The organism is Streptomyces solincola, assembly GCF_002982015.1.
In the GTDB taxonomy this organism is placed as follows: domain Bacteria; phylum Actinomycetota; class Actinomycetes; order Streptomycetales; family Streptomycetaceae; genus Streptomyces; species Streptomyces solincola.
The window spans coordinates 77,527-93,004 of the sequence record NZ_PVLV01000071.1 but is presented as its reverse complement, the minus strand read 5'-3'; the positions used below and the strand labels follow the sequence as shown (position 1 = coordinate 93,004).

9 protein-coding genes and 1 pseudogene are annotated in these 15,478 nt (G+C 68.7%); 9 read left to right on the top strand and 1 reads right to left on the bottom strand.

Translation table 11 applies throughout. The features are described 5' to 3' along the window. From C6N75_RS05340 to C6N75_RS05320, 5 genes and pseudogenes are all read left to right on the top strand, one after another. Positions 1-1,769, top strand: a pseudogene (locus C6N75_RS05340) (ComEC/Rec2 family competence protein); the annotation flags it as partial. Positions 1,770-1,822: 53 nt separating this feature from the next. Next, entirely contained in the window at positions 1,823-3,328 is a 1,506-nt protein-coding gene (locus C6N75_RS05335; RefSeq protein ID WP_258177240.1) for a site-specific integrase, read from the top strand. Continuing rightward, positions 3,325-5,079 carry a hypothetical protein gene (locus C6N75_RS05330; protein ID WP_146132488.1) on the top strand — a complete coding sequence of 585 codons (1,755 nt, stop codon included), beginning with the start codon at positions 3,325-3,327 and terminating at the stop codon, positions 5,077-5,079. The genes C6N75_RS05335 and C6N75_RS05330 overlap by 4 nt, the downstream gene beginning before the upstream one ends. After that, positions 5,076-7,214 (top strand): integrase, encoded by a 2,139-nt coding sequence (locus tag C6N75_RS05325; RefSeq protein WP_105867667.1) that lies wholly within the window; start codon positions 5,076-5,078, stop codon positions 7,212-7,214. Before C6N75_RS05330 ends, C6N75_RS05325 begins: the two co-directional genes overlap by 4 nt. Beyond that, a complete protein-coding gene (locus C6N75_RS05320) occupies positions 7,211-7,624 on the top strand; it encodes a hypothetical protein (protein ID WP_219852846.1) in 414 nt (137 codons plus the stop codon). The genes C6N75_RS05325 and C6N75_RS05320 overlap by 4 nt, the downstream gene beginning before the upstream one ends. 24 nt (positions 7,625-7,648) lie before the next feature. Here C6N75_RS05320 and C6N75_RS05315 read toward each other — a convergent pair whose 3' ends face one another. Further along, complete coding sequence (locus tag C6N75_RS05315; RefSeq protein ID WP_105867675.1) at positions 7,649-9,040, bottom strand: sporulation protein; 1,392 nt, start codon at positions 9,038-9,040, stop codon at positions 7,649-7,651. A 331-nt stretch (positions 9,041-9,371) separates the two neighbouring features. Here C6N75_RS05315 and C6N75_RS05310 point away from each other — a divergent pair, with 331 nt between their 5' ends. The 4 genes from C6N75_RS05310 to C6N75_RS05295 all read left to right on the top strand — a co-directional run bounded on the left by C6N75_RS05310 (position 9,372) and on the right by C6N75_RS05295 (position 15,473). Further along, on the top strand, positions 9,372-11,138 hold the full coding sequence (locus C6N75_RS05310; RefSeq protein ID WP_181160350.1) for an asparagine synthetase B family protein: 1,767 nt from the start codon (positions 9,372-9,374) through the stop codon (positions 11,136-11,138). A gap of 28 nt (positions 11,139-11,166) precedes the next feature. After that, on the top strand, positions 11,167-11,604 hold the full coding sequence (locus C6N75_RS05305) for an NUDIX domain-containing protein (protein WP_105867664.1): 438 nt from the start codon (positions 11,167-11,169) through the stop codon (positions 11,602-11,604). 55 nt (positions 11,605-11,659) lie between these two features. Then, positions 11,660-12,979: a UDP-glucose dehydrogenase family protein gene (locus C6N75_RS05300; protein ID WP_105867663.1), complete on the top strand. Its 1,320-nt coding sequence runs from the start codon at positions 11,660-11,662 to the stop codon at positions 12,977-12,979. 259 nt (positions 12,980-13,238) lie between these two features. After that, positions 13,239-15,473 (top strand): AbiJ-related protein, encoded by a 2,235-nt coding sequence (locus C6N75_RS05295; protein WP_105867662.1) that lies wholly within the window; start codon positions 13,239-13,241, stop codon positions 15,471-15,473. The last annotated feature ends 5 nt before the right edge of the window (positions 15,474-15,478 follow it).

Genomic DNA, 15,478 nt, shown 5'->3' with positions numbered 1-15,478 from the left:
GCCCCGCCGTAGCCGCCTGGGTCGCGGCCGCGCTCGCCCTCGGCGCCCCGGGGGCGTGGACGGCCCTCGCCGTCGCGGTGTGCGTCGCGGGCGCGCTCGCCCTTCTGGCCACCGCCGCCCGGGCGCGCGCACCGGGTCCGAGGTCCGCCCGGCAGGAAGCGGCGGCCACCGCCGCGTCGCCGGGCGGCCCGCCAGGACCTGACCTCCTGGCCGGCGCCTCCCCGGCCGGTCGGCGGACACGCGCCGCCCCGTGGACCAGAGCCGCCTGGTGGCGGCAGAACGCCACCGCCGCGGCGGCGGTCCTGCTGTGCGCGGCGGCGGGCGCCATGTCCGCCGGCCTGCACGGTGCGGACCTGCGCCGCGGCCCGGTGCCCGAACTGGCCGACCGGTACGCCAGGGTGACCGTCGAGGCCGTCGTCACCTCCGACCCCCGCCTCACCAAGCCCGTCATGGACGGACCACGGACGGGGCCGGCCGGCGTCATGCTCGACGCCGAAGTGACCAGGGTGCGGTCCGCGCAGTCCGCGCCCGCCGCCGTACGCACCCCCGTCCTCGTCATGTCCTTCACCGCACAGGACCGGTGGCGGCAGCTCCTGCCCTCCACCCGGCTACGGCTGACCGGCCGGCTGGACCCGCCACGGGACCGGAGCGCTCCGTACGCCGCCGTGCTGCGGGTCGATCCGGGCGGGCCCGCGGTCGTGGGCGCACCGAACCGTCTCCAGCGCGCCGCCGGGGAACTGCGCGCCGGGCTGCGCCAGGCCACCGACGGGCTCCCACCGGACGCCCGCGCCCTGCTGCCCGGACTGGTCGTCGGCGACACCTCACGCATCCCCGACGACCTGCACCGCGCCTTCGAAGCGACCGACCTGACGCACCTGCTGGCCGTCAGCGGAAGCAACCTCTCCATCGTGTTGCTGCTGCTCATCGGACCGCCCGGCCGGGCGCTGCGCGCCGAGCGCGGCGGGCTGGCGCCCCGGCTCGGCATCCCGCTGCGCGCCACCGCACTGCTGGGCGGCCTGCTCACCCTGGCCTTCGTCGTGGTCTGCCGCCCCGAACCCAGCGTGCTGCGCGCCGCCGCCTGCGGACTGATCACCCTGCTCGCCATCGCCACCGGACGCCGCCGCTCGCTGCTGCCCGCGCTCGCCGCGGCCGTACTGCTGCTGGTGCTGTTCCACCCATGGCTGGCGCGCGGCTACGGATTCCTGCTGTCCGTGCTGGCCACCGGAGCGCTGCTGACCCTGGCGCCGCGGTGGAGCGCCGCGCTGCGCCGCCGCGGCGTCCCGCCCCGCTTCGCCGAGGCGCTCGCGGCGACGGCCGCCGCCCAGGCGGTGTGCGCCCCGGTGGTGGCCGTCTTCGCCGCCCGGGTCAGTCTGGTAGCGATCCCGTGCAACCTGCTCGCCGAACTCGCGGTCGCCCCGGCGACCGTCCTCGGGTTCGCCGCGCTCGCCGTGGCGCCCGTCGCCGCTCCGGCGGCCGCCTGGGTCGCCGTCTGCGCGGGCTGGCCCGCCGGGTGGATCGCGTCGGTCGCCCGGACGGGCGCCGCGCTGCCGGGTGCGGAGACGAACTGGCCGGGCGGCTGGGGCGGTGGCCTGCTGCTCGCTCTGGCCACGCTCCTCGCGGTGCTCGCGGTACGCAGGGTGCGGCGCCGGATCTGGCTGGCGAGCGGCTGCGCGGTCCTGCTGCTCATCGCCGTCGTCCGGCCCCCACCGCTCGTCAGACTGGTCACCGGATGGCCGCCACCGGACTGGGCGTTCGCCATGTGCCCGGTATTCCCTATTGAATCTTCGTGTTGCAGCAGTTCGTGTTGTGGACGGAGAGGGTCGTGTTGAGTAAGACCTGGCAAGTGCACTGGGTCACGAGGCGGCATGCCGCAGCGGTGAGTGATCACCCTGTGCTGCGAGAGTGGTCCGATCTCGACGTACGGGAGGAGGCCGCTCGGATCGACCCGGGGGACGTGTTCTTTACGGACCCGAACTACCGAGTGGATCCGAGGCTGACGCTGTACACGACGCGCTCGGCGTTCGCGCACCTGGCGAAGGAGACGCGGCGGAATTACGCGGGGGACTGCTGCCTGTTCTTCAACTTCCTGTGGCATCGGGACAAGAACTGGTGTGAGGCCGAGGCGGAGGATCTGCTCGACTTCGAGGACTGGCGGCGCTGGTCGCCGCGGAACCCGAAGCGGATCGGCGGATCGAAGTGGAACCGTGAACTTGCGGCGCTGACCAGGCTCTACAAGTGGGCCGCGGCCAAGAAGCACGTCGCGGTTAACCCGGTGCTGGAGCGCGAAGTGCTGGGCCGCCACGGCGAGATGGTGAGCGTCCCGGCTCAGCGGGCCAAGGACGCGCGGTCGAGCAATGTGAAGTGGCTGACGCCCCGGGCCTACCGGATGTGGCGGGACGTGGGCCTGCGCGGCTACACCGCCGAGGGACGGCGGGATGCGTCGTTCCGCGGCCGCAACGACGACCGCAACGCTGCCTACTCCGACCTGCTGTTCTCTTCGGGGATGCGGCTGTCGGAGGGCGGTTCGCTGCTGACCTTCGAGGTCCCGGCCTTGGAGGAGAGTATGAAGCGATACTTCGACGGGCGGCTGGGGAAGGCGGCCACCAAGAGCCGGCGTGAGCGGACGTTCTACGTTGCCGTCGAGGATCTGCGGTCGGTCATCGCCTATGAGGGCACGACGCGGCGGGCGGCGATCCGCAGGGCCCAGGCCAGGGGCCGCTACGAGGCGATGGACGACATCTGGATCGTGCAGAAGCGTTCCGGCTGGCAGGAGTCGACCCTCCACTTCCGCGATGAGTCGGGGCAGTCGGTCGAGCGTGCCCTGACCTCGCTGGACGTGGAGGAACGCCAGCGTCTGTTCATTGAGGGGGACGGTGGTCTGGAGCCGTTGTGGCTGTGGCTGTCAGAGGACGGCAGTCCGTTCCAGCCGCACTCGTGGGAGGCGGTCTACCGGGCCGCGTCGCAGCGGTGCCGCACGGTCCTGAAGGGCAAGGTCGCCAAGGTGCCGTACTTCACTCCTCACATGGCCCGGCACTCGTTCGCGCTGAAGATGTTGGCCGCGCTGATGCACATCCTCGACAAGCGGTTCGGGCTTTCCCCGGAGGAGAGACGGGACTTCAGGCTGCTCTACGGGGATGCCTGGCGCATGGTCAAAAACCTCCTCGATCACGCGAGCGAGGAGACCACCCGCAAGATCTACCTCGCTCCCGTCTCGGACCTGCAGATCCGGTCCCTGCTGCTGGACGAGGCTGACCCGGGCACCAACGAACTCCTGGCCCGGATCGCAAACATGTCGGAGCGCGTCCTGGACAGCGAGGTACTGGTATGAGTGCACGAGGACGACGCGCTTCCCTGCCCGGCGACGAGGGGCATCGCCGTCGGCCGCCGCTGGAGCCCGGCGATCTGGTGGTCCGGCACACAGCCGAGGACGGCGTGAAGAAGGCCAGTTACGACTTCGGGCAGCTGGCAGTCGGCCCGCGACTGCAGCGTGAACTGGCGGAAGTCTTCGCCGTCCAGTGCGGCCCAGCGGGAGCCTGGAAGACGATCCCGTCCAGCCGGGAGTCCTGGCTGATCCTGCTCTACTTCAGCCGTTTCCTGGCCGCGCATGATCACATGCCCCAGTCGCTGGGCGAATTGGAGCCGGAGACGTGGGCGGCCTGGCGGCTGAGCCGAACACCGAACTCCACGGGCGGCCAGCAGATTCGCAAGGTCGCCAGACTGCTGAAGGACCACCCAAGGGTGCCCGAGGCGACACGGAACCTGATGAAGAAGCGGGTGCCGAAGCCAAAGGCGCCTAAGGAGACCGCCTACAGCCACGAGGAGTTCGACCAGATCAAGCTAGCCGCGACCCAGAAGTTCCGTCCCGCTCTGCACCGCATCCGCGACAACTGGCAGCACCTTACGGACTGGCGGGCGGGCCGGTTCGAGAAGCGTACGGACGGCTGGCTGGTGGGCGAGGCCCTGGACCACCTGGTCCGCACCGGCGAGACACCGTTCTACACCGGTTCTCACGGCCGTCAGCGGGCCGATTCGCGCTACACCGAGGCTCTGGGCAGTGACCGGGCCGAGCACACGTGGATGCGGCTGTTCCTGACCACGCAGGAGGCATGCGCGCTGATGACCTTGATGATCGCCGCCTACGGCTGGAACGCGACTCCGGTCATGGAGCTGACGGTGCCCGACGCGAGCCCGGACGCAGGGAACGAAGGGCAGGTCATCTACCGGATCGAGCTGGAGAAGCGGCGCCGGAGCCAGGCCGCGCGCTTTGAGACGCGGAATCTCGCCGACTGGGGGGCGGCCTCTCCCGGACGGCTGATCACGCACGCGATCGAGGCCACGGCCCCGGCCCGGGAGACGCTGAAGAGCCTCGGGGAGCCCACCGACCGGCTGGTCGTCTGGCGCCTGTCTCAGCGGCGGGAGGTCTACGGAGAGAGCCCCGCCGGGCTGTTCAAAGGCAACGACTTCCTGCCCGATGTCTGGCGCAACTTTCGCGACGACCTGGGCGGCGGAGTCTCGCTGAACCTGCGCAGGCTGCGGAAGACCGTGGTGATCGCCCACCAGCGCCAGCCCACCCAGCACAGCCAGGACACCCACGACGAGGTCTACGTCCTACCGGACCCGCGTACCCACACCGCCGCCCAGCCGGTGATCGCCGACGGCATTGCGGAGGCGGTCGAGACGGCCCGCGCGTCCTTCAAGGCTCAGATCAGCAGGGCCGAGACGGACGCCGACCAGGACACCCCGACCACCGGCTGCACTGACTACACGCACAGCCCCTTCGGGGGCCAGGGGGTGCCGTGCCGGGCGTCGTTCCTGCTCTGCACGGCCTGCCCGAACGCCGTGATCACCCCGCGCCATCTACCGCGGCTGGCCTATCTCCTGCACGTGCTGGAGGAGCTGAAGGCCGTCCTCGCGCCGGAGGTGTGGGATCAGGATTGGCGCGAACCCTACGCGCGACTGCGGGAACTCCGCAGAGCCCCGGACTTCACCGACACCGAATGGGAAGACGCCTTGGACGCCGCGACCGCCCGGGACCGGGAGATCATCGACCAGCTGCTGAAGCGGGGGTTCGACGCATGAGCCTGGCCCTGAACCCGCTGTTCCTGCCCCCCGCGCTCGGCGCCTTCGTGTTCGACCCGGCACTGGTCCCCGAGGAACGCCGCCCGTTCGTCCCCCGCTACGGGGATCCCGGCTGGTCGGTGCTCGCGCTGACGCAGAATCCGTCGGCGACGGACGACATCATCTACTGGCGGTGGTTTCCGGAGGTCTTCCGCGAGCCGTTCCGCTTCGCGTCCTGGACGCTGATCAACTACCCGCTGCCCGACGAGGACGTCGCCCGGCACGGTGCCGCCATGCGGTCCAAGCTGAGTGCGGGCCGGATCCTGAAGACGGTCAACCAGTGGTCGCAGTTCGCTCAGTGGCTCCATGAACGCGGGATCACCCGGCTGTCACACGTGGCGGCGGAGGACCTGGCGGACTTCGCCCTGCAACTGGACAAGAAGCGCGGCCTAGCCCGCAACACGGCCGTCGGCTACCTGGTGGGGCTGTCCCGACTCCACTACTACGGCCGGCATCTGCCGCAGGCCGACCGGCTGGTCGAGCCGCCCTGGGTGTCCGAGGGCATGGACGACTACCTGCCAGCCGCCACGCCGGGGGGCGAGAACATCACCGAACCGATCTCCCCGGTCGTCATGGGCCCGCTGTTGGTCTGGGCCCTGCGGTTCGTTGAGGAGTACGCCGACGACATCCTGACCGCCTACGAGGAACACCGCCGCCTGGTCGCCGCCGCCGATGCCCTGGACGTGCCACTCACACCCGGCTGCGGCGACGGGCTGGTGTCCTTCCTTGAGCAGTTGGAGGCCGAGGGCAGGCCGGTCCCGGTGACCAGCTGGAACCCGAACAAGCCGCTGGCCGCTGCCGGGATCTTCCTTGCGGCCACGACCGGGACGCCGCCGAAGAAGGTCCACAGCACCATGCGACGGCCGCGCTGGAAGGCATACACCCGCGACCACCACGGCCCCTGCCTGCTGGAGGCACCAGTCACCGCCAAGCTGGGCGGCGAGCCCTGGCACGAGCCGTTCGAGTTCTACAGCATCACCACCCTGGTCAAGCACCTGGTCACCGCGTGCTTCATCGTCCTGGGCTACCTGACGGGGATGCGGACCGGGGAGGTGCTGGGCCTGGAGAACGGATGCTGCCCGGACCTGGCGGGGGACGAGGAAGCAGCGAAGCGGCACCTGATCTACGGAAGGGTGTTCAAGGTCGCCCGTGATGAGAACGGCAACCACGACTCCGCCGGAATCGTCCGCGAGGCACCCTGGGTCGCGGTCCCGCAGGTGGTGACGACAGTGCGGGTCCTGGAACGGCTCGGCAGTGACGGCCTGTTGTTCGCTGCGGAGGCCCACGACCCGCGGCTACCCGAGCGCCGCAGCGGCCGGTCGCTGGCGATCGCCACGATGAGTAACCGCATCGAGTCTTTCATCGAGTGGGTCAACACCCATGCCGAGAGCCGGGGGCGGCAGGCGGAGGCGATCCCAGCAGACCCGCACGGCCGGGTCGGCACCGGCCGCTTCCGCCGGACCCTGGCCTGGCACATCGCCCGCCGGCCGGGCGGGCTGGTGGCGCTGGCGGTTCAGTACGGCCACATGCGCACGCTGATCAGCCAGGGCTACGGTTCGCGCTCACGCGGTGGCATCCATGACCTGCTGGACTTCGAGACGGCCCGCAACGTCGCCGAACACCTCAGCGAGGTCCACGAGGCCATCCAGGACGGCGAGGGCATCTCTGGCCCGGCCGCGAGGCGGCTGATCCATTCCGCTGCCCAGGAACACCACCGCTTCGGCGGGATCATCGCCTCGGTCCGTCAGGCCCGCAGTCTGCTGGCCGACCCGACCCTGAACGTCTTCGAGAACAAGGAAGCCTTCCTGTTCTGCAACTACGACCGGGCCAAGGCACTTTGCCATCCGGGCCGCGGCGGGAAGAACGAGGCTCCGAGCCTGGACCGCTGCAAGGCCAACTGCGCGAACATCGCCCGAACCGACACCCACGCACGCAAGCTGCGGGAGGCCGCCGACAGCCTGAACCGTCAGGCCACCTCCGGGCTGGTCCCCGCCCCCCTGGCCGACCGGCTGCGGGAACGGGCCCAGAACCTGGCCGAGCTCGCCGACCAGCACGACAACGACCGCGTCATGCCGGGAACGGGGGCCGAGTTGTGAGCCGGGACAAGGAGAGGACGAACATTCGGGCCGCGATGTACCGGCTGCTGGCCGGCACCCCGTTGCGGTCCGACGGAGCTCTGACCGTCCTGGCGCTGGCAGCCGAGGCGGACGTGAAGCGGCACGTCCTCACCCACCGGCACACCGACCTAAAGGACGAGTTCTACGCGAGGGTGAAGGCCCAGGGACAGGTCCCCGACAGTGAACGCAAGCTGCGGGAGGAGCTGAAGAAGACCAAGGAAAGGCTCGCTGAGGTGATCAAGGAGAACAAGCGGCAGCAGGCCGAGATCGATATGTTCGCCCGGGTGGTCAACGTTCTCACGGTCGAGAACGACCAGCTTCGCGGCCAGAAGGGCCGCAAGCAGGCCCCGGTGGTGGCGTTGCGTCCGGCACCCGAGCCCGGCTCGTAGTCGCGGTCGTCTGGTCTGGGCCGGTCAGGCGGCGGCGCCGAGTTCTTGGCGGGTGCGGTGGATGAACTCGCGGACGGCCGGCTCCCGGCGCCAGGGGGCGAGGGCGGTGCTGAATTCGCGGACGTAGTCCTTGGCCCTGGAGGACTGGACGCGGGCGAGGATGTCCACCGACCGGTTGCCGAGTTCCAGGCCGTGGTCGAGGTCGCGGGCCTGGAGGTGGGCGGTCCCCACGATCGCCAGGCGCATCCCGACCGAGCGGGTGAATACCCCCGTCGGCATGGCGGTGGCCTGCTGGTTCCAGGCCAGGGCTGCCTTGGGGTTCTTCAGATCGCGGAAGACCTCGGCAGCGTCCGCGGACAGGCGGGCATGGTGATAGAAGTCAATCCAGGCAGGCTCTGAGCCGCTGGAAGCTTCCGCCCGGCTCAGGAGGTCCTCGGAAGCCCTCAGGGCCCGAGAGGCGGCCCTGGCGTCCCTGTCGCGGGCGTGAGCACGGGCCTCGATCAGCTTGGTGAAGGCCAGCACCCTGGGGGCGGCCCGCCCATTGGCCCGCTCGAAGGCTCCCTGGGCCATGTCGACGGCCTCGGAGGCGAAGCCCCGTAGTAGCGACTGCATCGCCATGGTGGTCAGGACATAGCAGCCGAGCTCGACGTCGCCGCCCGCGCGGGCGAGGCGGAGGGCCTGGATGAAGTGTCGCTGGGCGACGTCGTGCTGTCCGACGTCGAAGGCTGTCCAGCCGGCCAGCCGGGACAGCTCGCTGGTGACGGAGAACAGATCGCGGCCGACGTCGTCGGTGAAGGAGCCCCGCAGCAGCGGGGCGGCCCGTTCCTGGAGGCAGACGGTGACGGAGTTGGCCTTCCAGTTCCCGCCGCCATATTTAGAGTCCCAGCGGCGGGCCTCGTCGGCCGCGTCGCGGAGTTCTTCCAGGTCGGCCCGGCCGACCTGCTTGCCGCCGGTGTGGTCGGCGGCCTCGTCGGCGGGGGTGACCAGCCAGCGGGTCACGGGGGTGGTGAACGCGGACACGGCGAAGCCGGATCCGGTCAGGAAGTCGCGGCGGTTCACGAAACTCCAGAACGAGGTGGCCACTCGGACCGCATCGCCACGGTCCCGCGGGAAATCCAACCCCACATCCGCGTCCGGTGTCTCCGCATCGCCCATTCCGATCTCGCCAAGCGACACCGGTCGGCCGAGCCGTTCACCGATCGCCTGCGCGAGGAGGTTCGGCACCGGCCACTTGGGGATCATGCCCCGCTGGCACCAGTTCGCGATCGAGGTATGCGAGTAGTCCGTCTCCAGCCCCGCCTGCTGGGCGAGCTGGTTGACCCGCAGAGCCAGGGACTTGTGGCTCGCTCCGCTGGTCTCGATGAGCCGGGCCAGGTCCGCGTTCGGCGGACGCTTCCGACGGCTGGTCGACGCCACCTTCAGCACCTCTTCCACCAGGTCAGCAACATGGCTGCTGACGAGGAAACGCCATGGGGCCGGCCGCGTCGACTGGGCATTTTCAGTCGTGCGCATTCCGGCTGGGCGCGGGAAGCCGGTCCGCCTTCCCGCGCCTTGAGGCACTGAGGGTATTGCCCCGCGAACCCTGGGTGAACCGGTTTCGCAAGTTGTGAGCCCCCCTGCGAGCCCTGCCCGGCACACGGGCCCGACGGGTGTGATGAGGGCACAGGCCGCCGCCGGGATGCCAGGAAGGGGCTCCCGACGGCGACCGCCGCCAGGCACCACGACTTCACGCTCGGGGGTGAACCAGATGTGCGGAATCGCAGGACTGGCCGGAGGCGACGCTCTCCGGCACGAGAAGACCGTCGCCGCGATGGGCGACTCGCAGCACTACCGTGGCCCGGACGGCACCATGCACGCCACTGCCCAAGATGGGCGGGCGGTGCTGGCCATGAACACCCTCTTGATCGTCGACCCGCAGGCCATGCCCGGCCCTTACCTGGACCGGTCCACCGGCGTCCTGCTGGCCTTCAACGGAGAGATCTACAACTGGCGGCAGCAGGCCGCCGCCTGGGGCATCCAGGTCCGCGAGCGGGAGTCGGACGCCCACCTCCTGCTGCGGGCCTGGGCCAAGATCGGCCCGTCTTGCCTGGACGGCCTGGACGGCATGTTCGCCCTCGCAATCTATGACCCCAGGGTCGCGAAGCTGTTCCTGGCCCGCGACCGGCTCGGCGAGAAGCCGCTCTACTGGCGCCTGGACGGCGGCCGGCTCGCGTTCGCCTCCGAGGTCACCACGCTGACCGGCTACGGCCCGGCCCCGCTGGTCTTACGGCCCGAAGTCACCGCGATCGAGACCCCGACCGGGGCCGACACCCCGTTCCAGGGCATCCAACTGCTGGCTCCGGCCACCCTGCTGTCCTTCGACGTCACCACCGGCTCGATCGACCAGATGACCTGGTGGCACCTGGAGGACCGGGCCCCATACGCCGGCAACTACAGCGAGGCTCTGGCGAGGTTCTCCACGGTCCTGGCCGAGCAGATCCCGCTCAGGTCTCCGGCCTGCGACTTCGCCCTCCTCCTCTCCGGCGGGCTGGACTCGGCGGTGCTGGCCTACCTGATGAGGCCGCCTGTCTGCGTCACCGTCCGCTATCGGGGTCAGGACCGTCTGGACGAGTCCTCCACGGCCGCCGTGATTGCCCGGGACATCAAGGCCGAGCTGGTGGTGGTCGAGCCGGACCACGTCGACTTCACCACTGCTCTGCCGCACATGATGCGGGCCTTGGACTACCCCATGGGTAACGCGTCCACGTTCTCGGAGCACATGGCTTACCGGAAGATCTCCGACCTTGGCCTTCGTGTCGTGATCGGCGGGCTGGGGCCGGACGAGTTCCTGATGGGCTACGTCCGCCAGGCCCTGGTCCTCTTTGGCCCCGACGCCGTCCTAAATGCGGGGCTGGAGGCATACCGGCCGCTGGCCGCCAAGCTTATGCACACCGCGGGCGAACCCCTGGAGGCTGCGGAGGCCGCCGCCCGGCTGATCCTGCGCGGGCCGGACCCGGACGGCCGAGTGAGGGACGTGGTCGCCGACGCGATGGCCCGCGCGGGCGGGGACCTGGCCCGCGGCCTGACCCTGGCCGACCTGGCGACGGCCTGGCGGCCTCTGGTGATGACCAGCGACAAGCTCGCCTCCGCCTACGCGCTCGAACGCCGGTCCCCCTACCTCGCCCGCGACCTGGTCGAGCTGTCCTACCGGTTCCCGGTCGAGCACAAGATCACCGACCCGGCCCAGGGCAAACGGATCCTGCGGGACGCCGCCAAGACCCTCGGCCTGCCCCGCGAGGTCTGGGCCAGCCGCGACAAGCTCGGCTTCGCCTCCCCGGTCCCTGCCTGGCTCAACGGCAACCTCGCCCAGTGGGCCGACGAACAGATCAACACCGCCCTCACCGACGCCCCTCCGGGCTTTCGCCCCCTTCTTGAGGGTGGGTTGGCCCCCGGCGGCCGGTTCGACCGCACCCGGATGCAGGCCCTCATGGCAGCCGCCTGGTTTTCGGGCCAGACGGTGAGGGTTGCCGCATGATCCCTAACTCCGTTACTACGGTGAGGGGATGCACTCCGACACCACCGCAAGCCCGGAGCCGGGCGCCGCCCGCGGAGCCGTCGCGATCATCACCAACCGTCGCGGCGAACTCCTCCTCCACCTCCGCGACGACCTCCCCGCCATCGCCTGGCCAGCCCACTGGAGCCTGTTGGGCGGCGGCTGCGACCCCGGCGAGGACCCGGCCGCTGCGATTGTCCGCGAACTTGACGAGGAAGCCGGACTCACCGTCCGGAACCTGACCGATCTTTTCGAGATCCGTGACGAACACGGCTCCGGCCAGCTGATCACGTTCTTCGCCGCCGACTGGGACGGCGACGAGACCAGCCTCCCGCTCAGCGAGGGCGTCAAGCTCCAATTCTTCGCCCCCGAACACCTCGACATCCTCACGATCCCGCCGTTCATCCGGGACGGGATCGATCGCTACCTGGCCGCCCGGCCCGCCTGACCGTGTCCTGAAGGGCCGGCGGGCCGGGCGGCCCCACCTGGAAGGACACCCCGTCATGAAGCTCACTGTCGTCGGCTGCGGCTACCTCGGTGCCACCCACGCGGCCTGCATGGCCGAACTCGGCCACGAAGTCCTCGGCATGGACTCCGACATGGACAAGGTCGCCACCCTCAACTCCGGCAAGGCCCCGTTCTTCGAGCGCGACCTGGACGAACTGCTGACCAAACACACAGCCACCGGAAGCTTGAAGTTCACCGCCTCCTACGCGGAGGCCGCCCACTTCGCCGACCTGCACTTCATCGGCGTCGGCACCCCGCAGACCCCTGGCGAGGACACTTACGACCTCACCCACCTCTACTCCGCCGTCCGCCAGCTCGCACCCCGCCTCACCGGCCCGGCCGTGGTCGTGGTCAAGTCGACCGTCCCCGTCGGCACGGCACCCCGCGTCCGCGAACTGCTGCACGAGGTCGCTCCGGCCGGCGACCGCGTCGAGGTCGCCTGGAACCCTGAGTTCCTGCGCGAATCGTTCGCCATCGAAGACACTCTCCGCCCCGACCGGCTCGTTCTCGGCTTCGAGACCGAGCACACCTGGGCCGAGACCATGCTGCGGAAGTGCTTCGAGAGGATCATCGAGTCCGGCACCCCGACGATCGTCACCGACTGGGCCACGGCCGAACTCGCCAAGGGCGCTGCGAATTCCTTCCTCGCCACGAAGATCTCGTTCATCAACGCGATGGCCGAACTCTGCGAGAAGTCCGATGCCGACGTCCACCAGCTCGCCGAAATCCTCGGCCATGACGCCCGCATCGGCCGACGCGGCATGCGGCCCGGCCTCGGGTTCGGTGGCGGCTGCCTGCCCAAGGATCTCCGTGGCTTCATCGCCCAGGCCGCCAAGCTCGGGGCCGAAGCGACGACCGGCATCCTCCGCGAGGCCGACGCCGTCAACACTCGCCGCCGCGAGGCCGTCGTCAGCCTCGCGCACGAACAGCTCGACAGTGACCTCGCCGGCAAGCGGATCACCGTCTGGGGCGCCGCCTTCAAGCCCAACACCGACGACATCCGCGACTCGCCCGCCCTCGCCGTCGCCCAGAAGCTCCACGACCTCGGTGCCACCGTCACCGTCACCGACCCCAAGGCCCTCGACAACGCCCGCAAGCTTCACCCCGAACTCGACTACATCGAGGACCCGATCGCCGCCGTCCAAGACGCCGACCTCCTCCTCCACCTGACCGAGTGGGCCGAGTTCGGGCACATCGACCCGCGCCGCCTCGCCCGCCGCCCCGCCCAAACTGTGGTCATCGACGGCCGCGGCACCCTCAACCCCGACACCTGGCGTCGGGCCGGATGGACCTACCGGGCACTCGGCCGTCCCTGATCCGAATCGCCCAGGGCGGCTGTCGGTCCGGGCCCGGTGTCGGGCCCGGACCATCCCCTGAGAATCCTGTGGGTCCTATGCAACGACGTTGCCTCACACTCTCTTCTCTCTGGTCCATCGGGTCTACGCTAGTCATCCTGCCGTGCTGAGCGGAGGAGGGATGTCGGGGCGGCGTGGGGTCGGTCGCGTCCAAATCGGATACGAATTGCTGACGTAAGCGCGGATCGTTCCGGCATACGCGCAAGGGGGAGTCAGGGCGATGAATAGCGAGCAGGAACAAATCGGAGAGCGCGTACTGGCGCAGGCTGCCGCAATTTTCGCTGCTCGCTCAGACAACGGTGCGACGGAACTGCTCCGTGCAGTTGAAAGGCTAGAATTCGCGCAAACAGAGGACGGCTATACGACATCCAGTAACTGGAACGATTATTACTGGGCTGCCGTTCTCTACATCGATGCAGTGGACATTCCCAGTTTTGACGATGAGGTAGTAGAGCACTTGCTGCCTACGATCATCGAGGTGGCCGCTCAAAATGACCGACCTGCCGTCAATCAAATCCTAGTCAGGCCAGCCCTCCGCGCCCCCGACGCGAACTGGCGGCAGGCGCTGGAGGGAGGCCAGGAGCCAAGGCTCTTCCAACCGCAAGACACGCGTCCGGGCGACGGAAAGCCGACACGCCTCACCGAAGTCACCCGCATGCGGCTCTTCGACACCCTTCGACTTCAGCATACCGAGTGGGCAGGCAGGCTAGAGGAGGCAGAATTCCTCAAGCGTATCTTCAATCTGGATGCGTTCGAAAGCTACGACTCGCGCTTCCAAACGGCCGAAGGTGACATCTATCAGCATCGCGTTAATAACGACGACTGGGAACCGGACTGGGTATTCACCGATGAACGGTTCGGGCTGAGGCGAGGCCCGGACGCGGTTCTTCTGCGATTCCTCTCCGAGATGCTCCACCCTGTGGTGCGGACCGACGAGGGAGAAGTGCAAAAGCTGCTGGAGTTCTTCAATTCCTTGTTGGCTCGCGATGGTTATGCGCTGATGCCTGTGGACTCGATCAGTGGCTACACCGTTTACGGTGGGAAACGCATTCCAGTGCAGGCGCGACCCATGGTTCCGACCAAGAGGCCACTAGTTCGCGCCTCTGCCCCCAAGGGCACTGCCAACCTGTATGACCTGGTCCGCGCTCAGGCCCGCGGGGAGCGAAGGGACTATCGTCTCGATCGCCTACCCAACGAAGAGGGCGGACAGGCGCAGATCTTCCGGGCTATTCACAAGCCGACCGACGTCGAGGTCGCCTTCAAGCGCAGAAACTCACAGCGAGACACCCCGGCAGCTCGGATGAGGCGAGAGATCGAAATCTCTCAGCTGCTCGGCCAGCACGCGCACTACATGCCCATCCTCGACTCCAACCCTGTAGATGGGTGGCTTGTCATGCCGATGGCGCAGGCTACCGCAGAGCAACGACGCGACAGTCTGGGCGACCCCGTGCAGTTGCGAGCTCTAGTCGAGGCGCTGATGGATGTACTGGAACTTGCTCATGCGCACGACTGGCTACACCGCGACGTGAAACCGTCAAACATTCTGCTGCTGGACAACCGATGGACTCTCGCGGACTGGGGAATCGTTCGGAGGCCGCGAGGTCAGACTACGCAGGCAGGACGCACCCGTTTCGAGCTCGGCACGGAAGGCTTCGCAGCGCCTGAACTCTTCGTTGCTGCACACGAGGCAACGGCAGCAGCCGACATCTACGGCATTGGACGGGTCATTGCCTGGGCACTTACTGGTCAGTATCCGCAGATGAACGTGCCACTCTCCCCTCCGCCAGGCCCATGGAGGAACATCACCCGACTTGCCACACATGCCGATCCCCGGCAAAGGGTGCAGAGCATTCAAGACCTTCGAGAGTTGATCAATCGCGAGCTAACTGAGCCAGCGGAACCTCCGAGTGAACAAGCAAAGCGCCTACTGGAACGGACGCGCGCCGGTGATCCAGCAGCAGTGGGATCCCTGCTTGAGCTGGTCGCGGACCATCCTGAAGACTACGACCTGTATGTCCGCGCGCTGGTGTCTCTCTCTGCCGAACAGGCCGGCCCGTGGCTGTCCCGCGACCCGCAAGCCAGCGGTCGCCTCTTCAAGGCGATGTCCGACCACGTTGATGGCCAAGGAACGCGACGTGTCCAGTTCGTCGATGCGGCCCGCGTCGCCATGTGGCTTCATGCCATCGCGAATTTCGCCGCAGCCAAGGACGACTGGGACCTCCTCGAAGAGGCCGCCCGCACGATGTGTACTTGGGATGCCACATGGGATCAGTGGAGTGCCCAAGACCGAATCGCGCCCTGGCTACGCTCACTGTCAGGGCAGGCAGCGCAACTTCTAGCGGCGGTCCTGCGAGATCACCCGCGCTCCGCACGACACTTTTCAGGCTTGGCCCAGGACGGAACCGTGGACCTCGGTATCCGCGTAGCAATTCAGGCAGCTGCGGTGACGTCATAACCGTA